Genomic DNA, 18,249 nt, shown 5'->3' on the forward strand with positions numbered 1-18,249 from the left:
AGACGATCACGAGGCAGGACGTCCGGGGCGCCCGGGCGCTCAGGGGGCGAGCAGCAGCACGTCGGCGCGGGACTTGGCGGCGGCGTAGCGCTTGGCCACGTCCTGCCAGTTGACCACCTGCCACATGGCCTCGATGAAGTCGACCTTCTGGTTCTTGTACTGGAGGTAGAAGGCGTGCTCCCAGGCGTCGAAGACCAGGACCGGGATGGAGCCCTGGCCGACGTTGCCCTGGTGGTCGTAGACCTGCTCCACGACCAGGCGCCCGCTCAGCGGCTCGTAGGCGAGCACGCCCCAGCCCGAGCCCTGGGTGGTGGCCGCGGCCTTGGACAGCTGGGCCTTGAAGCCGGCGAAGGAACCGAAGGACTCCTTGATGGCCTCGGCCAGCTCGCCCACGCCGTCCTGGGCCAGCGGCTCCCCGCCGCCGTCCTTCGGGCCGGTCATGTTCTGCCAGTAGATCGAGTGCAGGATGTGCCCGGAGAGGTGGAAGGCCAGGTTCTTCTCCAGGCCGTTGATCGAGCCCCACGTCTCCTTGTCCCGCGCCTCGGCCAGCTGCTCCAGGGTGTCGTTGGCGCCCTTCACATAGGCCGCGTGGTGCTTGTCGTGGTGCAGCTCGATGATCTCCGGGCTGATGACGGGGGCGAGCGCGGAGTAGTCGTAGGGCAGGTCGGGCAGCGTGTAGACGGGCATGCGTGTTCCCCTCCGGAACCTTATTGCAAGTGTCTTGCAACTACACGCTAGCAACAAGTGGATCAGAGCAACAGAAAGGCCCCCACGTGTGTTTCGTGGGGGCCTTGCGCGGGTGAGAGGCGGGGTGCTCAGCCCTTGGCGCGCAGCCGTTGCCAGGCGTAGCCGACCGCGGCCAGGAACAGCGCCATGCCGCCGGAGGAGTACAGCTGGGTCCGGGTGTCCGGCTCGCGCCACATCAGTACGAAGATCGCGGCCATGCCGGCCAGCGCCACCCAGGTCAGCCACGGGAACGCCCACATGCGCACGACCAGCCGCTCCGGGGCCTCGCGCTCGATGCGGCGGCGCAGCAGCAGCTGGGAGACGGCGATGAAGATCCAGACGACCAGGATGACCGCGCCGATCATGTTCAGCAGCCACTTGAAGATGTCGTCCGGCCGCCAGTAGCTGAGCAGCACGCAGACGAAGCCCAGCACGGAGGAGGTGACCACCGCGATCCGGGGCACCCCGCCGGACAGCCGCGCCAGCACCTTCGGGCCCTGACCGCGCTCGACCAGCGAGAAGGCGATGCGCGAGGCGCCGTAGATGTTGGCGTTCATGGCGGACAGGAGGGCGACGAGGATGACCACGTTCATCAGCTGGCTCGCGCCGGGGATGCCCATCTCCTCCAGCGTGGCGATGTACGGGCCCTTCGACGTGACCTCCTCGGAGTCCCACGGCACCAGGGTGACGGCGACCGCCATCGAGCCGATGTAGAACACGGCGATGCGCCACATCGCCGTACGCACAGCGGACGCCACACCCCGCACCGGGTCCTGGGACTCGGCCGCCGCGATGGTGACCGTCTCCAGGCCGCCGTAGGCGAAGACCGAGGCGAGCAGGCCGATCACCAGGCCGTCGCCGCCGTTCGGCATGAAGTCGCTGAGGTTCGAGGCGCCGGGCGCGTCCGTGCCCGGCAGTACGCCGGCGATGGCCAGCACGCCGAGGATCAGGAACAGGCTGATCGCGCCGACCTTCAGCGCGGCGAACCAGAACTCGAACTCGCCGAAGTTCTTCACGGCGGCCAGGTTCGTGCCGCAGAACACCACCATGAACAGGGCCACCCACATCCACTGCGGGGTGCCCGGCAGCCAGCCCTGGACGATCTTCGCGGCGCCGATGCCCTCCAGGCCCACCGCCGTACACAGCAGTACCCAGAACGACCAGCCCGCCGCGAAGCCCGCCCACGGGCCGATCGCGCGCTCGGCGTGCGCGGAGAAGGAGCCGGACGACGGGTAGGCCGCCGACATCTCGCCGAGCATCCGCATGACCAGCATCACCAGCACCCCGGAGAGGGCGTAGGCGACCACGATGGACGGACCGGCGGCGGCGATGCCCGCGCCGGAACCGACGAAGAGCCCCGCGCCGATCACCCCGCCCAGGGCGATCATCGAGAGATGGCGCTGCTTGAGGCCGTGGGAGAGGGAACCGTCCGCCCGTGGTGGCGGCGTCTCCGTGGTCGTGCTGTTGGGCATGGGTGCTGCTCTCCCCCGTGCAATGGGCGGGCAAAAACCCCGCCAGTCTCCGCGTCCCGTCCGCTCAGGCGAAGGGACTGACCACTATCCGGACACCTCTGGTGCGCAGGGTTAATCTACGGTTACGGCGTCGAAGGTGACCAGAGGTCGTACACGACTCGCAATTCCTTTGGTGGGGTTCCACAGTTGGGAAGCCCGACGGGCCCGCGCGGAACGCGTGAGGGAAACGTCTCCGCCCTAGTGATCAGTCTCACGCCCCGGCCGGTGTAGCCCACAGTCTTTGTCCGGAGCCCACCAAGTCGTCGTTCCGGCCTTTGTCGGGCGCTGACGGTGATCGGGGTGAGTGCGCCGGTATAGCGTCACGGTGTCCCGACGTGTCCACACCATCCCGTGGAGTCCCCATGAGCACCGCCACCGCCACCGCCCGTCCCGGCGCAGTCCTCGCCGACCTGCTCCCGGCCTCCCGCGTCCGCGACGCCGCCCTCGTGGTCGGCGGCGCCGCGCTCACCGGCCTCGCGGCCCAGCTGTCGGTGCCGGTGCCCGGATCCCCGGTGCCGGTGACCGGCCAGACCTTCGCCGCGCTGCTCGTCGGCACCGCCCTCGGTGCCCGCCGCGGCTTCCTCTCCCTCGCCCTGTACGCGGTCGCCGGTCTGGCGGGCGTGCCGTGGTTCGCGGGCGGCGAGGCCGGCACCGGCCTCGTCTCCTTCGGCTACGTCCTCGGCATGCTGCTGGCCGTCGCCGTCGTCGGCGCCCTGGCCCGGCGCGGCGCCGACCGCTCGCCGCTGCGCATGGCCGGCACGATGGTGCTCGGCGAGGCCGTCATCTACGCGGTGGGCGTGCCCTACCTGGCCCTGGCGGCCCACCTGTCCGCGTCCGAGGCGATAGCGGCCGGCCTCACCCCGTTCCTGATCGGGGACGCCCTCAAGGCCGCCCTGGCGATGGGCGCCGTGCCCGCCGCCTGGAAGGCGCTCGGCAAGCGCTAGGAACCGGCGCACGGAAAGAGGCTCGCGGGTCCGGGATCACTCCCCGGTCCCGCGAGCCTCTTCCTTTTGTGTGCCCTGTCCGTGCCGGCGGTGGATCAGCCGACGGACACCTTGTCGGCCGGGGACTCGGCCGCGGGCGCCGGGCGGGCCGCCGCCAGCCGCTGCCGGACCACCGCGATCACCAGCACGATCGCCGCGACCAGCAGCGACAGCAGCACGGTCTGCCGGCCGTCGTGCTCGGTGTCGAAGAGCATGTAGACGAGCACGCCCACGATCAGCGTCGCCGTCGCCCAGGTCAGATACGGGTACAGCCACATCCTCACGACCAGCTTCTCCGGCGCCTCGCGCTGGATGATCTTCCGCATCCGCAGCTGCGAGAAGCAGATGACCAGCCATACGAACAGCGCCACCGCTCCGGAGGAATTGACCAGGAAGAGGAAGATCGTGTCCGGGGACAGGTAGTTGAAGAAGACGGCGACGAAGCCGAACACGACCGAGGCGAGGATCGCGGTCATCGGCACGCCCCGGCTGTTGACCCGCGCGAACGCCTTCGGCGCGTCGCCGCGCTCGCCGAGCGAGAAGGCCATCCGGGAGGCCGTGTACAGGCCCGAGTTCAGACAGGACAGCACGGACGTCAGCACGATGACGTTCATGATCTGGCCGGCGTGGGCGATGCCGAGCGAGTTCAGCGCGGCGACGTAGGAGCCGTCCTTGGTGATGGACGGGTCGTTCCACGGCAGCAGCGAGACCACGACCAGGATCGAGCCCAGGTAGAAGACGCCGATCCGCCAGATGATGCTGTTGGTGGACTTGGTGACCGCGCGCTGCGGGTCCTCGGACTCGCCGGCCGCCAGGGTGGCGATCTCGCTGCCCATGAAGGAGAACACGACCAGCAGCACACCGGTGAGGATCGCGCCCGGGCCGTGCGGCAGGAAGCCGTCGTGCGAGGTGAGGTTGGCGAAGGACGCCTTGTCGGCGTCCACGCCCGGCAGCACGCCGAACACGGCGAGCAGACCGATGACGACGAACGCGCCGATCGCCACGACCTTGATCCCGGCGAACCAGAACTCGAACTCGCCGTAGGAGCCGACGGAGACGAGGTTGGTCGCGGTCAGCACGATCATGACGATCAGTGCCCAGCCCCATTGCGGGACGGCGGGCACCCAGCCCTCGAGGATCTTCGCGCCGGCGGTCGCCTCGACCGCGAGGACGACGACCCAGAAGAACCAGTACAGCCAGCCGATGGAGAACCCGGCCCAGTGGCCGAGCGCGCGGTCGGCGTGCGCGGAGAAGGAGCCGGACGTCGGATTGGCGGCGGACATCTCGCCGAGCATCCGCATCACGAGGACGACGAGCGTGCCGACGAGGGCGTACGACAGGAGGATGCCGGGTCCCGCGGTGGCGATACCCGAGCTGGAGCCGACGAAGAGACCGGCTCCGATCACGCCACCGATCGCGATCATCGACAGGTGGCGGTTCTTGAGTCCTGCTTGGAGGCCCGAACCAGGGGTCATGGACGGATTTCCTTTGCGCCAGGTGGAGCTGCTCGTACGAGCGGTGTACGAGTCGGTCCAGTGAATCCGAGGCCAACGGAATCGGGAACCTCCGAATCCGTATCGTTACCTCTGGTTCCCTTGGGGATCTATGGCATGTCTCACACGATTCCGGGCCGGCCGGCCGCCGGCACCCTGGGGCTGCTGCCCAGATGGGCGCGTGTCACACTCGTTGCATGCGCGTGTATCTCGGCTCCGACCATGCGGGCTACGAACTGAAGAACCACCTCGTCGAGTGGCTGAAGGCGGCCGGGCACGAGCCCGTCGACTGCGGGCCGCACATCTACGACGCCCAGGACGACTACCCGCCGTTCTGCCTGCGTGCCGCGGAGCGGACGGCCGCGGACGCCGACGCCCTCGGCATCGTGATCGGCGGCTCCGGCAACGGTGAGCAGATCGCCGCGAACAAGGTGAAGGGCGTGCGTGCGGCGCTGGCCTGGAGCGAGGAGACGGCGGCGCTCGGGCGGCAGCACAACAACGCCAACGTGGTGGCCGTGGGCGCGCGCATGCACAGCACCGAGGAGGCGGTCAAGTTCGTCGAGGTGTTCCTGAACACGCCGTTCTCCGGTGACGAGCGGCATGTCCGGCGCATCGAGATGCTCGCGGACTACGAGACGACGGGCACCCTCCCCCCGATTCCGCCCCACCACCCCCAGCCGTAACCCCGGGGAACGGGCCGGCCGTGCCCCGGCCGGCCCCGCCGGCTGCGGCAAAGCTCGCTGCCGAACCGGGTGGGTGGGCCAGGAACGCAGGAAAGGACACCCCTTGCCGGAAGGGCACACCATTCACCGGCTGGCCCAGGACTACGCCGGGCGGTTCCTGGGGACCGCACCCCGCGTCACCAGCCCCCAGGGCAAGTTCTCCGACGCCGCCGCCCTGCTGGACCGTACCGAGCTGACCGCCACCGAGGCCCACGGCAAGCACCTCTTCCTCGGGTTCCGGGACGCCGACTGGGTCCACATCCACCTCGGCCTCTTCGGCAAGGTCGGCTTCGGCGACGCCCCCGCACCCCCGCCGACGGACACCGTCCGGCTCCGCCTGGTGAACGACACGTCGTACGTGGACCTGCGCGGCCCCACCGCCTGCGCCCTGATCACGGACGCCGAGAAGCGGCAGATCCACAACCGGCTCGGCCCCGACCCGCTGCGCGCGGACGCCGACCCTGCCGTCGCGTACCGCAGGATCTCCCGCAGCCGTACGACGATCGCCGCGCTGCTCATGGACCAGAAGATCGTGGCCGGCGTCGGCAACGTCTACCGCGCGGAGGTGCTGTTCCGGCACGGCATCGACCCCTACCGCTCCGGCCGCGACATCACCCCGGCCGAGTGGGACGCGATCTGGTCCGACCTGGCCGGGCTGATGCGCGAGGGCGTGCGGAACAACCGCATCGACACCGTCCGCCCCGAGCACACCCCGGAGGCGATGGGCCGCCCGCCCCGCGTGGACGACCACGGCGGCGAGGTGTACGTCTACCGCCGCGCCACGATGCCCTGCCACATCTGCGGCGACGAGATCCGCACCGCCGGTCTCGCCGCCCGCAACCTCTTCTGGTGTTCCACCTGCCAGCAGGCGTGAGCCGGCGGCTAGAAACCGTGCGGCAGCCACGGGGCGAGCGGTGAGCCGAACGCCACCGACGCCTCCGTCAGCGCGCCCGCCCGCAGCTCCCGCACCCGCCCGGCCGCCGCCAGCGACAGCAGGGACACCCCGCCGAGGTACGCCGAGCCCAGCTCCCGTACGGACAGGGCCAGTTCCGCCGCGTCGGTCGTACGCTCGCACGACGCGCCCTTCGCGTCCCCCGTCAGCCGCCAACGCCCCGCGTTCCAGGGGCAGAACGCGTCGTCCACCTCGAACACGACGTCCACCGGCGCCTGGTAGGCGCGCGCCGACAGCGCCGCGCCGACGTCCACCAGCCGGACGTAGGCGTCGTCCCGCAGCCGCGGGTCGCAGCGGCGGATGTCGGAGACCAGATACCGCAGAGCGTCGTCCACCGGCCGCGACGGCACCGACAACGTCGTCATCAGGTCGATGCCGAACAGGAACCGCCAGAGCGCGGCCTCGGTCGCGGGGTCCAGCCCGGCCAGGTCCCTCAGCCGTACCGTCCCGGCGGGGGCACCGCCGGAGTCCCAGGAACCCTTGGTGTGGAAGCGGGCGTATCCGGTGATCTCGCCGTCCCGTTCGGCGACCACGCACTGCAACGGCGGCCCCCCGTCCCGGTCGCGCTCCGGGTCGACGACGGCGACCCGGTCCCAGTGCGGCTGCCGGGCCAGCATGCCGGGCCGGCGCGGGACCAGGGCCGCGTACACCGCCTCGCAGGCGTCCAGGACGTCGGCCGGCGCCGCGGACCGCACCCGTATCGCGTCGGTGCCCTCGGGCAGGGCCAGGGTCACCCGGCTGGTGTCGATCTCGGCGCTGATCCGGAACGTGGCGGCGCCGTATCCGAAGCGGCCGTAGATGGCCGGCTCGGACGCGGTCAGCATCGCCACCGGCTCGCCCCGCTCGTGGAAGTCGTCCAGCTGCCGGCGCATCATCGAGGTCAGCACCCCGCGCCGCCGGTGGGTGGCGGCGACGCTCACCATCGTCACTCCCGCCGTGGGGACCGAGACCCCGCCCGGCACGGTCAGCCGGAAGCTGAACGCCCCGGCCGTGCCGACGAGCGCGTCCCCGTCCCAGGCGGCGAGGGAGCGGTCGAACTCCGTGGCCGCCCGCTCCACCTCGCGTTCCTCACCCGAGACGGGTCCCGCCCCGAAGGCCCGGTACAGGGCGTCGTACCACCCGTCCCACTCGTCCTCGCGCAGCGGCCTCAACTCGGTTCCGTGGTCAGTCCCCATGAGCCATGCCTATCAGCGCGCCGGGGGGCGAGCCAGTGAATTTCCCCCGGCGCGGGCGCCGCGCGGCCCGGCGTGCGCGCGGCGAAGCGGAATCCCGCACGGGGGACAAGTGGGACCTCCCGTGCCAAGCGGCCGGTCCGCTGGATAGGGTCCCGAACTGATGGCAGCAGGACGACAGCGGCGCGCGAAGGCCGACACGTTCACGGCCCGGTGCAAGAAGAGGTGGCACCGGGCCCGCGTCGGGCTGCGCAAAAGCGCCGTGGACTACTTCCGCGGCGACGGCTCCGACTGGATCGCCTTCGCCGGCCTGCTGCTGACCGTCCCGCTCCTCGCGGCCATGACCCTGTTCGACTCGGTGTGGTGGTCCCCGGCGAGCCTGGTGCTGCCGATCGTCGCCGGCGGTCTGCTGCTGCGCCCGGCGAGCCTGCTCGGGCTGTACGCGACGGCGGCCACCGCGCTGATCGTGGAGTCGGTGCGGCTCGGCCCGTACACCGAGGGCCCCTCCCGGGTCACCCCGGGCGTGGTCCTGGTGGTCGCCGCGTGCGGCTTCTTCGGACTGCTGACCGCGCAGTTCCGCAGCCGGGTCGGCGTGCCCTGGCGGCGCGGCGGCACGATGCTGTTCGACCTGCGCGAGCGGATCCGGGTGCAGAGCAAGCTGCCGAAGCTGCCCAAGGGCTGGCACCACGAGATGGCGCTGCGCCCGGCGGGCGGGCAGTCCTTCTCCGGTGACTTCGTCGTCGCGGCCCGCACGAACGGCGGCCGGACGCTGGAGGTCGTCCTCACCGACGTGTCCGGCAAGGGCATGGACGCGGGCTCGCGGGCCCTGCTGCTGTCCGGCGCCTTCGGCGGCCTGCTCGGCTCGCTGCCCCCGCACGCCTTCCTGCCGGCCGCCAACGGCTATCTGCTCCGCCAGGACTGGGAGGAGGGCTTCGCCACCTCCATCCACCTGGTGCTGGACCTGGACTCCGGGGACTACGAGCTGTACTCCGCGGGCCATCCGCCGGGGCTCCAGCTGAGCGCGGGCAGCGGACGCTGGGAGGAGAAGGCGGCCGAGGGCCCGCTGCTCGGTGTGTACGACGGCGCCCAGTTCGACCCCGTGAAGGGCTCGCTCCGGCCAGGGGACGTGTTGATGCTGTTCACAGACGGTCTGGTGGAGACCGCCGAGCGGGACATCGTGGAGGGCATCGACCGGCTCACCGGGGAGGCCGACCGCTATGTGCCGGGCGGTTTCCACGGCGCGGCCTGGCATCTCATCGAAGCGGTCGCCAAGGACGTCAACGACGACCGGGCCCTGCTGCTGATCTGCCGCGAGACGTCCGCCCCCCGCTGAGCCGGGACCCCGCAGGGGGCGCCGGGACCCCCGATCCTCCGCGGGGGACACTGGGATCATGTCCCCTCTCACCCTCGCCGAGGTCGAGACCCTCGCCCGGGCCGCCCACGACGGCCGGACCGACAAGGCCGGACGGCCGTACGCCGAGCACCTGGCGGCCGTCGCCGAGGGCGTGCGCGCCCGGGGCGGCGACCCGGACCAGATCGCCGCGGCCTGGCTGCACGACGCCGTGGAGGACGCCGCGCTGAGCGAGGAGTGGCTGGCGCGGGCCCGCCTCACGGCGCGGACCAAGGCCATCGTGCGGGCCCTCACCAGAGGACCGGGCGAGTCCCAGGAGGCGTACGCCGCCCGGATCCTCGCCACCCCGGGCGCGTCGCTGGTGAAGGAGGCCGACCTCGCGCACAACGCCGACCCGGACCGCCTCGCCGTCCTCCCCGAGCCGGTCCGGACCCGGCTGACCGGGAAGTACGCCCGGATGCGCGCGCTTCTCGACCCGCACCGTGACGGAGGCCCGGCCGCCTAGACACCGACCCTTTCCCGCCGCCGCTCCCGCTCCGGTTCCCCTGGCCGGTTGCGGCTGCGGGCCTGCTGGGCCGCGTCCTGCCGGAACGCCCATTCCATCCGCGGCTCCACCGCGAAGCGGAAGACCCGCCGCACCGGCCGGGTGCACAGCGCCGTGACGGCGGCCGCGGCGAGCACGGTCACCAGAACCACCCCGGCCGGCCGGTGCGGCCACGGGTGCTCGAACCAGCCGTGGTAGTCGCCGAACTTCATCAGGAAGCCGTGCAGCAGATAGCCGTAGAGGGTGCCCGCGCCGAGCGGGGTGAACCACGTCGTCCGGTGCGGCACCCACGCGAAGAAGCAGGCCGTCAGCAGCAGCGAGCAGCCCATCAGCGCGAGCGTCATCACCGGGCCGCACCACCAGGGGGCGCCCAGTTCCTGCGCCGACTCGCTGTGGGCGAACCACCCGGTGTTCATGCGCGGCACCGCCCACCAGCCGACCGCGAGCGCCGCCGCGAACACCGGCACCGCCGCGATCCGCGCCGCGCGGCCGCGCACCAGCTCGAAGTGCTCGGGCCGCAGGCACAGGCCGAGCACGAAGTACGGCAGGAACTGCAGGACGCGCCGGAGATCGAGGTCGTCGCCGATGTCCGGGGTGACGCTCGCCAGCATCGCGACGCCGATGGCCAGCGGGAGCGGATGCCGCACCAGCCGCCACAGCGGAGTGGTCAGCCGCCAGACGAACAACGCGACCAGGAACCAGGTCAGGTACCACGGGTCGAGCAGGCTGATGTCCGCGTGCGATCCGTTGATCAGGTTGCGGAAGAGCGTGTACGCCGTTTCGAACAGGACGTACGGCACGGCGACCCCGGTGATCAGCCGCTTCAGCCGGTGCGGGCGCATGTCGAAATGACGGGAGAAGAAGCCGGAGACGATGATGAACGCCGGCATATGGAAGGTGTACACGACGGTGTACACGCTCTCCAGGATCCGGTTTCCGTCTTTCAGCGGCTCCCAGGCGTGACCCGTCGCGACGAGCACGATGGCCAGGTACTTGGCATTGTCGAAGAACGCGTCGCGCTGCCGTCCGGGTCTGTCCGGCGCCGCCTGCCGCTCCCGTGCGTCCACCGGGGGACGCGGAGCGGGCACTCCGTTCACCGGCGGCTGCGCCAGGGGGAGCGGGTCGCGGTTCGGGCCGGCGGGGGAGGAGGCGGCGTCAAACATCCCAGGCACCCTAACGGCGCCCGCCGGATTTCGTAAAACCCCCGCAATGATTCCCGGTTATCGGACCCGAACGCCCGCGTGATGTCCCGATTCATCCCGACTAAAGGGGGCATACATCGTTCCTGTGACATCAATTCGAATTACCTGGGCGTGAGATGTGTGGAGACGGAAACGAAGTCGGGTAATTCTGTGGCGCGTCGGGCGTGGGTGCTTGATCGAATTACTGTGCGGTAGGTAGCCCGGGGCGGGCGCCCGTGTCCGACGATTCGTCATCGGCCGCATATGCGGGCCGGGTTGGTGGCACGATGTCCCTGGCGGGGGTGCGCGGGCCGTACCTCCGGGCCGGGAGAGCGGACCGACCGAGGGTGTGATCAGTAGTGGCCATTTCACTGTCCGTGGTGCTGTTGTTGGCGGTCATCCTGGTGGTCCTGATCCGAGGAGGGAACCTCAAGGCCGGCCCGGCCATCGTCGCGATCCTCTTCGGCTTCTTCCTGGCCTCCACCGGCATGGCCCCGCCGCTCACCCGCTTCCTGAACTCGATAGCGGACTCCATCAACTCGATCAGGTTCTGACCGGCGCGGCCCCGGCGATCACCGGGGCCCGCCCCGGCGCCCGACGTCACACCGCGAACACGCCAAGGGCCCGGCCCCGCCGAAGCGGAAGGCCGGGCCCTTGAGCCGGTCGGAGCGGGCGACGGGAATCGAACCCGCGTAGCTAGTTTGGAAGACTAGGGCTCTACCATTGAGCTACGCCCGCAACACCGCGCCACGGTCGGTGACCGCGGCACTGGAGGCATCGTAGCGGGTCGCCCGCCGCCGAGGCCAACGACTTCCGCCACGACGGCCCCGAGGGCGCCCCGACGGCACCGGAGGGCCGGGACGACGGCTCCGGGAGGCTGGACGGTCCCGGCGAACGGTACGGCGCCGGACCGCGGCACCCCGGTACGGGCCCCGGCGGCCCCTCCTCCCGCGTGTTGGCCCGCGTAATCCGGCCGACGCGATCGGCCGGGGCATGTACCCTACGTGTCGCACACCAGACGGGGTGTGGCGCAGCTTGGTAGCGCGTCCGCTTTGGGAGCGGAAGGCCGTGGGTTCAAATCCCGCCACCCCGACCACCGGCACACGACCCGCGAAGATCGCCTTTTGGGGCGCCGACCGGCTGCGGTTACTATGCAGGTTGCGCGCCCGTGTGTCCTGGCCCTCACGGCCTACGTACTCGTCCGGGCGGCGAATCCGCCGGACCTGTCTGGCTCCGGCAGAAACCAAGAAGTCAGCCACAAGGAGACCGAACCGTGAAGAGCGCCGTGGAGACCCTGAACCCGACCCGGGTTCGGCTCACTGTCGAGGTGCCCTTCGAGGAGCTCAAGGACAGCCTCGACGCGGCGTACAAGAAGATCAACCAGCAGGTCACGGTGAAGGGCTTCCGTAAGGGCAAGATCCCGGCCCGCGTGATCGACCAGCGGTTCGGCCGTGGTGCGGTGCTGGAGGAGGCCGTCAACGACGCGCTGCCGAAGTTCTACACCGAAGCGGTCAACGAGGCCGAGCTCAACGTGCTGGGCCAGCCCGAGGTCGACATCACGGAGCTGAAGGACGGCGAGACGCTGAACTTCACCGCCGAGGTCGACATCCGCCCGGCCCTGGAGATCCCGGACTACTCCGGTATCGAGGTCGAGGTCGACGCCGTCGAGGTCACCGACGAGGACGTCGAGAAGTCGGTCGAGCAGCTCCGTGAGCGCTTCGCCTCCACCACCCCGGTCGAGCGCGCGGCCGAGGAGGGCGACGTCGTCACGATCGACCTGGAGGCCAAGGTCGACGGCGAGGTGCTGGAGGACGGCATCGCCAACGGCGTGTCCTACACCATCGGCTCCGGTGAGCTGCTGGACGGCATCGACGACGCCGTGAAGGGCCTGGAGGCCGGTGGCGAGGCCACCTTCACCTCCGAGCTGAAGGGCGGCTCGGCCGCCGGCAAGGAGGCCGAGGTCACCGTCAAGGTCACCCAGGTCGCCAAGCGGGAACTGCCCGGGCTGGACGACGACTTCGCGCAGCTCGCCTCCGAGTTCGACACCCTGGAGGAGCTGAAGGCGGACAGCCGCAAGCGCCTCGCCAACATGAAGCAGTTCGACCAGGCCACGCAGGCCCAGGAGCGCGTCCTGGAGAAGCTGCTGGAGCTGGTGGAGGTCCCCGTCCCCGAGAAGCTGCTCGAGGACGAGATCAACACCCGCAAGCACAACCTGGAGCACCACCAGCTCGCCCAGATGGGCCTCACCCTCGACAAGTACCTGGAGATCCAGGGCAAGACCGCCGAGGAGTTCGAGACCGAGACCCGTGAGGCCGCGGTCAAGGGCATCAAGACCCAGTTCGTCCTGGACGAGCTGGTCAAGAAGGAGCAGCTCAACGTCAACCAGGAGGAGCTCACCGAGCACCTCATGCGGCGCGCCGCCTCCTCCGGCATGTCCCCCGACCAGTTCGCCCAGGCCGTCGTCGAGGGTGGCCAGGTGCCGCTCCTGGTCGGCGAGGTCGCCCGCGGCAAGGCCCTGGCCGTCGTGGTCGAGGCCGCCACGGTGAAGGACACCAACGGCGAGATCGTCGACCTGGACGACGAGGAGGAGACCGAGGCCGCCGAGGCGTCGGAGACCTCCGAGGAGAAGACCGAGGGCTGAGCGTAAGCCCTGCGGCTCCGACAAGGCCGTACAGCGGGCCCTGGGGTTCTCCCCGGGGCCCGTTCGCGTACACCGGCGCCGCGGCCGGCCCGCCGCACCCCCCACACTGACCTTCATGCCCCGCGCCCGGTGTCCGGTGACAGCCCCCCGCGCTACGCCCCCGGCGAACACTCCCATCTCCGGGATTCCCCGAAGGAGGCTGAGCGTTAGGGTCCATGAATACGGGGGCAGGGGAGTCTCCTGACACCCCCCGCCAAAGCCTCCGGCAGGACGACGTGAGACGGCCCGGCGCCGTCGTAAGACGAGCAGGTGGATACGTGACGAATCTGATGCCCTCCGCCGCCGGCGAGCCTTCCATCGGTGGTGGCCTCGGCGACCAGGTCTACAACCGGCTGCTCAACGAGCGGATCATCTTCCTCGGCCAGCAGGTTGACGACGACATCGCCAACAAGATCACGGCGCAGCTGCTGCTCCTTGCCGCCGATCCGGACAAGGACATCTACCTCTACATCAACAGCCCCGGCGGCTCGGTGACGGCCGGCATGGCGATCTACGACACCATGCAGTACATCCCGAACGACGTGGTCACCATCGCGATGGGCATGGCGGCCTCCATGGGCCAGTTCCTGCTCACGGGCGGCGCCGCCGGCAAGCGCTTCGCCCTGCCGCACGCGGACATCATGATGCACCAGGGCTCCGCCGGCCTCGGCGGTACGGTCTCGGACATCAAGATCCAGGCCGAGTACCTGATGCGCACCAAGAAGCGCATGTCGGAGCTGACCGCGTTCCACTCCGGCCAGACGGTCGAGACGATCATCCGCGACGGCGACCGCGACCGCTGGTTCACGCCGGAAGAGGCCAAGGAGTACGGTCTCATTGACGAGATCATCACGCACGCCTCGGGTGTTCCGGGAGGCGGCGGCACCGGTGCCTGACCGGCCCGGCCACGCCACGCACCGCCGAGACACCAGCCCCCCGAACGCCACCAGGACGGTGAACCCCATGACCAACTTCCCCGGCGCCGCCAGCGGCATGTACGAGGGCCCCCGGCCCGACAGCCGCTACGTCATCCCGCGCTTCGTCGAGCGCACCTCCCAGGGCATCCGCGAGTACGACCCGTACGCGAAGCTTTTCGAGGAGCGCGTGATCTTCCTGGGCGTCCAGATCGACGACGCCTCCGCCAACGACGTCATGGCGCAGCTGCTGTGCCTGGAGTCGATGGACCCCGACCGGGACATCTCGATCTACATCAACAGCCCCGGCGGCGACATGACCGCGCTGACGGCGATCTACGACACGATGCAGTTCGTGAAGCCCGACATCCAGACGGTCTGCATGGGCCAGGCGGCCTCCGCCGCGGCCATCCTGCTGGCCGCCGGCACGCCCGGCAAGCGCATGGCGCTGCCGAACTCCCGGGTGCTGATCCACCAGCCGGCGGGCTCCACCGGCCGCGGTCAGCTCTCCGACCTGGAGATCATCGCCAACGAGTTCACCCGGATGCGCGAGCAGCTGGAGAACATGCTGGCCAAGCACTCGAACCGGCCGATCGAGAAGGTCCGCGAGGACATCGAGCGCGACAAGATCCTCACGGCCGAGGAGGCGCTGGAGTACGGCCTCGTCGACCAGATCATCTCCACCCGCAAGCTGAACAACGCCGCCGTCCGCTGACGCGGCACGCGGCACCCCGGGCCCCCCTTGGCACGGCGCACGGCAAAGTGAACCCTGCCAAGGGGGGCCCGAACACCGGGCCCGGCAAGGTACCGTCGGACATAAGGCAGCACCAGGAGCCGCTGGACTCACGACGTCCAGGCGTCTCCCAGGCGAAGGGGAAGCACACCGTGGCACGCATCGGTGACGGCGGCGATCTGCTCAAGTGCTCGTTCTGCGGCAAGAGCCAGAAGCAGGTCAAGAAGCTCATCGCAGGGCCCGGTGTGTACATCTGCGACGAGTGCATCGATCTCTGTAACGAGATCATCGAGGAAGAGCTCGCGGAGACCAGCGAGGTGCGCTGGGAGGAACTGCCCAAGCCGCGCGAGATCTACGAGTTCCTCGAGGGCTACGTGGTCGGCCAGGAGGCCGCCAAGAAGGCACTCTCCGTCGCGGTGTACAACCACTACAAGCGGGTCCAGGCGGGCGAGAACGGCGGCGCGAGCGGCCGGGACGACGCGATCGAACTGGCGAAGTCCAACATCCTGCTGCTCGGCCCCACCGGCTCCGGCAAGACCCTGCTGGCGCAGACCCTGGCCCGCATGCTGAACGTCCCGTTCGCGATCGCCGACGCCACGGCGCTGACCGAGGCGGGCTATGTCGGCGAGGACGTCGAGAACATCCTGCTGAAGCTGATCCAGGCGGCGGACTACGACGTCAAGAAGGCCGAGACCGGGATCATCTACATCGACGAGATCGACAAGGTCGCCCGCAAGAGCGAGAACCCGTCGATCACCCGGGACGTGAGCGGCGAGGGCGTCCAGCAGGCGCTGCTGAAGATCCTGGAGGGCACGACGGCCTCGGTCCCGCCGCAGGGCGGCCGCAAGCACCCGCACCAGGAGTTCATCCAGATCGACACGACGAACGTGCTGTTCATCGTGGGCGGTGCCTTCGCGGGCCTGGAGAAGATCATCGAGTCCCGGGCCGGCGCCAAGGGCATCGGCTTCGGCGCGACGATCCTGTCCAAGCGCGAGCTGGAGGCCAAGGACGTCTTCGAGGACGTCATGCCGGAGGACCTGGTCAAGTTCGGCATGATCCCCGAGTTCATCGGCCGGCTGCCCGTGATCACGTCCGTGCACAACCTGGACCGCGAGGCGCTGCTGAAGATCCTCGTCGAGCCGCGCAACGCCCTGGTCAAGCAGTACCAGCGGCTGTTCGAACTCGACGGCGTGGAGCTGGACTTCGAGCGCGAGGCGCTGGAGGCCATCGCCGACCAGGCCATTCTCCGCCAGACCGGCGCCCGCGGCCTGCGCGCCATCATGGAGGAGGTCCTCCAGGGCGTGATGTACGAGGTCCCGTCCCGCAAGGACGTCGCCCGGGTGGTCATCACCGCCGACGTGGTCCTCTCCAACGTGAACCCCACCCTGATCCCGCGCGACGCCCGCGGCCGGGGTTCGGGCGAGCAGAAGACGGCGTGACCGCCGGGCACACACGGAAGAAGGAGGGGCCCCGGTCGACCGACCGGGGCCCCTTCTCCGTGGCGGAGGCCGTCAGGCCTTCACGCGGGCCGCGGCGCGGAACTTGGCGGCGAGCTCCGCGTCGGCCGCCGGGTCGCTGCTCCGGCCCGCCGCGAGGCTGGCGACGTCCATCGGCATGACCATCCATGGCTTCGAGACGAATGGCTGACGGCGCAGCGGCGCGTCGGCCATTCGGCGCCCTGCGGCAGTGGGATCTCGCCAGATACCTACTGAACCTTGATCTCGGCAGAGCTTCGGTGGTCACGTAGGTCTGACCCCACCGCCGCACAGGGAAACGTGCGGGTGGTTGAGAAACGGGAGGATCCAGACAATGAAGCGAAAGCGTGTGGTCTCGGCGGTAGCCGTGATGGTGGCGGCCGGTGTTGCACCGCTGGTGACAGCGACGTCGGCGAGCGCTACTCAGTCGGACTGCATCTCCGTGCTGGCACAGCGGCATTACACGATCGGCTCGAAGGTCCGGGCGGCGTGCAACCAGTCGCACCTTCCCATAGGCGGGCCGAGTCCTCTCTGCACGATTGCGCTGATTGCCATCGGTGTAAAGGATGGGGACGCGTACGATGCCTGCGCGCGGGCCTAGAGCGAACCGCTGAGACAGGGGCGGGGCGCCCCGACGGAGCGCCCCGTTCGTCTGGTCGGTTGTTCCAGCCGTCCCTACATCTTGACGCGTACGTCGTTGCGGAGCTTGGTCGCGAGCTCTCCCAGGGCCTCGACCGAGCCACCGTCGCCCGAGGCGATGGAAGCGACGCTGTATGCGGAAACGAAGGCGACGGTGCTGTGGTCGGCCCAGATGCACACCGGCATCTTGATGGTCTCTGGAACTCCCGACTCCGAGGCCGACGAGCCACTGCTGTCGATCTGAGCGACCTGGCACTTCATGATCCCGTTGGAGAAACCTGACGGGTGGACGGTCTCCGGACTGCCGATCAGCTTGCCCTTGGTATCAGAGTCGCTCTGGCCCTTCTCGGCCTCGGACTTGGCCTTGGCGAACATGGCGTCGACGACCGCCTCGGGGTCGTCGATGGTGCCGTAGACGCCACTGAAGGCAAGCCCCTTCTTGCTCAGCCCCGTGCCTGCCTCATAACCGGCGCTCACCTCGGTGGGGTTCTTCACCCCCCACTTCTCGAAGTCCGAGCGGTCGGAGTCGGTGATGTCGCTGTCCGACCCCGAGTCGTTGGACTTCTTGTAGGTCCCGTCAACCACCGAACTCTTCGCGACCAGCTTGTGCGGGCCGTCGTCCGCGACCCCGCCCCCGCCGCTGCCGCCGAGCACGAAGTACCCGCCGACCGCCAGTGCGGCCACCACGGCCACCGCGCCGATGATCAGACCGGTCTTCTTCTTCCCGCCGGCCGGCTGCGGCGGCTGCGGGGGCACTCCGTAGGGCTGCTGGCCGTAGGGGTTCGGCTGCTGGCCGTACGGTCCGGGCTGCTGGGGCGGCTGGCCGTACGGGCCCGGCTGCGGGGGAGTGCCCTGCGGGGCGCCCTGCGGCGGCATGCCCTGCTGCGGGTGGCCGTACCCGGGCTGCGGCGCCGGAGGGGCCTGCTGGGGGTAGCCGTAGCCGGGCTGGGGTGCCTGCGGCGGCTGGCCGTAGGGGCCCGGCTGGCCGTACGGCCCAGGCTGCCCCGGCTGGCCGTACGGTCCCGGCTGCTGGGGTGGCTGGCCGTACGGGCCCGGCTGGTTGTTGCTCATTCCTGGGTTCCCCTCCAGAAGCTTATGTGTGCCTGACATCCTGGCCCAGGTCCGGGACACGCCCGGCACCGGGGGCCGCACCGTTACAGAACACGCGCGTTT

The 18,249-nt window shown here is 70.0% G+C and carries 17 protein-coding genes and 2 tRNA genes; 12 read left to right on the top strand and 7 right to left on the bottom strand.

The genetic code is table 11. From position 1 onward, the window contains the following. Positions 1–39 precede the first annotated feature (39 nt). Both ACSURM_RS24075 and ACSURM_RS24080 read right to left on the bottom strand, forming a co-directional pair. Entirely contained in the window at positions 40–687 is a 648-nt protein-coding gene (locus ACSURM_RS24075) for a superoxide dismutase (RefSeq protein ID WP_436957850.1), read from the bottom strand. Between the two features lie 128 nt (positions 688–815). Further along, positions 816–2,198, bottom strand: a complete 1,383-nt coding sequence (locus tag ACSURM_RS24080; RefSeq protein ID WP_436957851.1) for an amino acid permease — start codon at positions 2,196–2,198, stop codon at positions 816–818. A gap of 401 nt (positions 2,199–2,599) precedes the next feature. Between ACSURM_RS24080 and ACSURM_RS24085 the strand changes: the two genes are divergently transcribed. After that, the gene (locus tag ACSURM_RS24085) at positions 2,600–3,181 is read left to right on the top strand and encodes a biotin transporter BioY (protein WP_189995398.1); all 582 of its coding nucleotides are present in this window, start codon (positions 2,600–2,602) and stop codon (positions 3,179–3,181) included. 95 nt (positions 3,182–3,276) lie between these two features. Here ACSURM_RS24085 and ACSURM_RS24090 read toward each other — a convergent pair whose 3' ends face one another. Next, a complete protein-coding gene (locus tag ACSURM_RS24090) occupies positions 3,277–4,695 on the bottom strand; it encodes an amino acid permease (RefSeq protein WP_436957852.1) in 1,419 nt (472 codons plus the stop codon). Positions 4,696–4,910: 215 nt separating this feature from the next. Between ACSURM_RS24090 and ACSURM_RS24095 the strand changes: the two genes are divergently transcribed. Together ACSURM_RS24095 and ACSURM_RS24100 are read left to right on the top strand one after the other, a co-directional pair. Next, positions 4,911–5,396: a ribose-5-phosphate isomerase gene (locus ACSURM_RS24095; RefSeq protein WP_436957853.1), complete on the top strand. Its 486-nt coding sequence runs from the start codon at positions 4,911–4,913 to the stop codon at positions 5,394–5,396. A 103-nt stretch (positions 5,397–5,499) separates the two neighbouring features. After that, complete coding sequence (locus ACSURM_RS24100; protein ID WP_436957854.1) at positions 5,500–6,309, top strand: Fpg/Nei family DNA glycosylase; 810 nt, start codon at positions 5,500–5,502, stop codon at positions 6,307–6,309. Positions 6,310–6,317: 8 nt separating this feature from the next. Here the strand turns inward: ACSURM_RS24100 and ACSURM_RS24105 are convergent, their stop codons facing one another. Then, the gene (locus ACSURM_RS24105) at positions 6,318–7,562 is read right to left on the bottom strand and encodes a GNAT family N-acetyltransferase (RefSeq protein ID WP_436957855.1); all 1,245 of its coding nucleotides are present in this window, start codon (positions 7,560–7,562) and stop codon (positions 6,318–6,320) included. Between the two features lie 160 nt (positions 7,563–7,722). On the opposite strand from ACSURM_RS24105, the gene ACSURM_RS24110 reads away from it, so the two are divergent. After that, positions 7,723–8,892, top strand: coding sequence for a PP2C family protein-serine/threonine phosphatase (locus ACSURM_RS24110; RefSeq protein ID WP_436957856.1), 1,170 nt, complete (start codon positions 7,723–7,725; stop codon positions 8,890–8,892). Positions 8,893–8,950: 58 nt separating this feature from the next. Next, positions 8,951–9,415 carry an HD domain-containing protein gene (locus ACSURM_RS24115; RefSeq protein ID WP_436957857.1) on the top strand — a complete coding sequence of 155 codons (465 nt, stop codon included), beginning with the start codon at positions 8,951–8,953 and terminating at the stop codon, positions 9,413–9,415. On the opposite strand, the gene ACSURM_RS24120 is transcribed toward ACSURM_RS24115, so the two are convergent. Then, positions 9,412–10,617, bottom strand: a complete 1,206-nt coding sequence (locus ACSURM_RS24120; RefSeq protein ID WP_436957858.1) for an acyltransferase family protein — start codon at positions 10,615–10,617, stop codon at positions 9,412–9,414. The genes ACSURM_RS24115 and ACSURM_RS24120 overlap by 4 nt on opposite strands. A gap of 377 nt (positions 10,618–10,994) precedes the next feature. Between ACSURM_RS24120 and ACSURM_RS24125 the strand changes: the two genes are divergently transcribed. After that, entirely contained in the window at positions 10,995–11,189 is a 195-nt protein-coding gene (locus ACSURM_RS24125; RefSeq protein WP_030790404.1) for a hypothetical protein, read from the top strand. 113 nt (positions 11,190–11,302) lie between these two features. Here ACSURM_RS24125 and ACSURM_RS24130 read toward each other — a convergent pair. Further along, positions 11,303–11,373: transfer RNA gene (locus ACSURM_RS24130), tRNA-Gly, on the bottom strand. Between the two features lie 281 nt (positions 11,374–11,654). Between ACSURM_RS24130 and ACSURM_RS24135 the strand changes: the two genes are divergently transcribed. The 6 genes from ACSURM_RS24135 to ACSURM_RS24160 all read left to right on the top strand — a co-directional run bounded on the left by ACSURM_RS24135 (position 11,655) and on the right by ACSURM_RS24160 (position 17,038). Next, positions 11,655–11,731: transfer RNA gene (locus tag ACSURM_RS24135), tRNA-Pro, on the top strand. Positions 11,732–11,908: 177 nt separating this feature from the next. Further along, positions 11,909–13,276: a trigger factor gene (tig, locus tag ACSURM_RS24140; RefSeq protein WP_436957859.1), complete on the top strand. Its 1,368-nt coding sequence runs from the start codon at positions 11,909–11,911 to the stop codon at positions 13,274–13,276. 329 nt (positions 13,277–13,605) lie between these two features. Next, complete coding sequence (locus ACSURM_RS24145) at positions 13,606–14,211, top strand: ATP-dependent Clp protease proteolytic subunit (protein WP_189996000.1); 606 nt, start codon at positions 13,606–13,608, stop codon at positions 14,209–14,211. Positions 14,212–14,278: 67 nt separating this feature from the next. Continuing rightward, positions 14,279–14,944 (top strand): ATP-dependent Clp protease proteolytic subunit, encoded by a 666-nt coding sequence (locus ACSURM_RS24150; protein ID WP_436957860.1) that lies wholly within the window; start codon positions 14,279–14,281, stop codon positions 14,942–14,944. Positions 14,945–15,114: 170 nt separating this feature from the next. Beyond that, the gene (gene clpX / locus ACSURM_RS24155) at positions 15,115–16,401 is read left to right on the top strand and encodes an ATP-dependent Clp protease ATP-binding subunit ClpX (RefSeq protein ID WP_161297731.1); all 1,287 of its coding nucleotides are present in this window, start codon (positions 15,115–15,117) and stop codon (positions 16,399–16,401) included. A gap of 370 nt (positions 16,402–16,771) precedes the next feature. Next, positions 16,772–17,038 (top strand): hypothetical protein, encoded by a 267-nt coding sequence (locus ACSURM_RS24160; RefSeq protein WP_436957861.1) that lies wholly within the window; start codon positions 16,772–16,774, stop codon positions 17,036–17,038. A gap of 74 nt (positions 17,039–17,112) precedes the next feature. Here the strand turns inward: ACSURM_RS24160 and ACSURM_RS24165 are convergent, their stop codons facing one another. Next, positions 17,113–18,147, bottom strand: a complete 1,035-nt coding sequence (locus ACSURM_RS24165) for a hypothetical protein (RefSeq protein WP_436957862.1) — start codon at positions 18,145–18,147, stop codon at positions 17,113–17,115. Between the last annotated feature and the right edge of the window lie 102 nt (positions 18,148–18,249).

The sequence above is a fragment of the Streptomyces sp. SudanB182_2057 genome (assembly GCF_964272715.1).
GTDB classification, from domain to species: Bacteria; Actinomycetota; Actinomycetes; order Streptomycetales; family Streptomycetaceae; genus Streptomyces; species Streptomyces rubradiris.

What these genes read in the sequence shown, in the direction of transcription:
- ACSURM_RS24075 (WP_436957850.1), bottom strand. Translation starts at nt 687, where the DNA reads ATGCCCGTCTACACGCTGCCCGACCTGCCCTACGACTACTCCGCGCTC.
- ACSURM_RS24080 (WP_436957851.1), bottom strand. Translation starts at nt 2,198, where the DNA reads ATGCCCAACAGCACGACCACGGAGACGCCGCCACCACGGGCGGACGGT.
- ACSURM_RS24085 (WP_189995398.1), top strand. Translation starts at nt 2,600, where the DNA reads ATGAGCACCGCCACCGCCACCGCCCGTCCCGGCGCAGTCCTCGCCGAC.
- ACSURM_RS24090 (WP_436957852.1), bottom strand. Translation starts at nt 4,695, where the DNA reads ATGACCCCTGGTTCGGGCCTCCAAGCAGGACTCAAGAACCGCCACCTG.
- ACSURM_RS24095 (WP_436957853.1), top strand. Translation starts at nt 4,911, where the DNA reads ATGCGCGTGTATCTCGGCTCCGACCATGCGGGCTACGAACTGAAGAAC.
- ACSURM_RS24105 (WP_436957855.1), bottom strand. Translation starts at nt 7,562, where the DNA reads ATGGGGACTGACCACGGAACCGAGTTGAGGCCGCTGCGCGAGGACGAG.
- ACSURM_RS24110 (WP_436957856.1), top strand. Translation starts at nt 7,723, where the DNA reads ATGGCAGCAGGACGACAGCGGCGCGCGAAGGCCGACACGTTCACGGCC.
- ACSURM_RS24115 (WP_436957857.1), top strand. Translation starts at nt 8,951, where the DNA reads ATGTCCCCTCTCACCCTCGCCGAGGTCGAGACCCTCGCCCGGGCCGCC.
- ACSURM_RS24120 (WP_436957858.1), bottom strand. Translation starts at nt 10,617, where the DNA reads ATGTTTGACGCCGCCTCCTCCCCCGCCGGCCCGAACCGCGACCCGCTC.
- ACSURM_RS24145 (WP_189996000.1), top strand. Translation starts at nt 13,606, where the DNA reads ATGCCCTCCGCCGCCGGCGAGCCTTCCATCGGTGGTGGCCTCGGCGAC.
- ACSURM_RS24150 (WP_436957860.1), top strand. Translation starts at nt 14,279, where the DNA reads ATGACCAACTTCCCCGGCGCCGCCAGCGGCATGTACGAGGGCCCCCGG.
- ACSURM_RS24160 (WP_436957861.1), top strand. Translation starts at nt 16,772, where the DNA reads ATGAAGCGAAAGCGTGTGGTCTCGGCGGTAGCCGTGATGGTGGCGGCC.
- ACSURM_RS24165 (WP_436957862.1), bottom strand. Translation starts at nt 18,147, where the DNA reads ATGAGCAACAACCAGCCGGGCCCGTACGGCCAGCCACCCCAGCAGCCG.